Source organism: Roseateles sp. 22389, assembly GCF_052044995.1.
Taxonomy (GTDB): domain Bacteria; phylum Pseudomonadota; class Gammaproteobacteria; order Burkholderiales; family Burkholderiaceae_C; genus Roseateles.
In genome coordinates, this window is sequence record NZ_JBQEOF010000048.1 from 1 (window position 1) to 443 (window position 443).

At 63.0% G+C, this 443-nt stretch carries 1 protein-coding gene; it reads right to left on the bottom strand.

Annotated features, from left to right (window positions below; genetic code table 11):
- On the bottom strand, positions 1–361 hold a 361-nt coding region (locus ACTJKJ_RS27305; RefSeq protein WP_440823326.1), incomplete at its 3' end, for a diguanylate cyclase domain-containing protein.
- Between the last annotated feature and the right edge of the window lie 82 nt (positions 362–443).

Consider the following 443-nt stretch of genomic DNA (forward strand, 5'->3'; position numbering starts at 1 on the left):
CCAGGAAGAGCACCGCCAGCGGCGTCGAGTTCCGCTTGGCGAGTTCGAGCTCGTGGGTCAGCCTGTCCCAAAGGACGATGCGGTTGGGCAATTGGGTCAACGGGTCAGTCTCGGCAACCCGCACGGCCTCTTCAAGCGCTGCGTGCGCGGAGTCGGCCTCTCTTACGGCGCGCAGGTTCTGGTCATGGAGCTCCGTGTACAGGCGCTCGTTCTCGAGCACCATCCAGTACAAGGCTCCCAGCCGCTCCTCGCTGCGCGCCTGGGAAATCTGGGTCAGAAGCTTCTCGAGGGTGTGCTCGGCCTCCTTGATCTCTCGCTTGACCTGCGCAAGCCGCAGAACTGTTTCGGCTTCAGTGCTCATCACTCTCTTCCTGTCTGGAGGGATGGGAACTCGCCTGATCGTCAGCTTGGGACTGCACATCGTGCCCCTGCTGCCAGGCGTC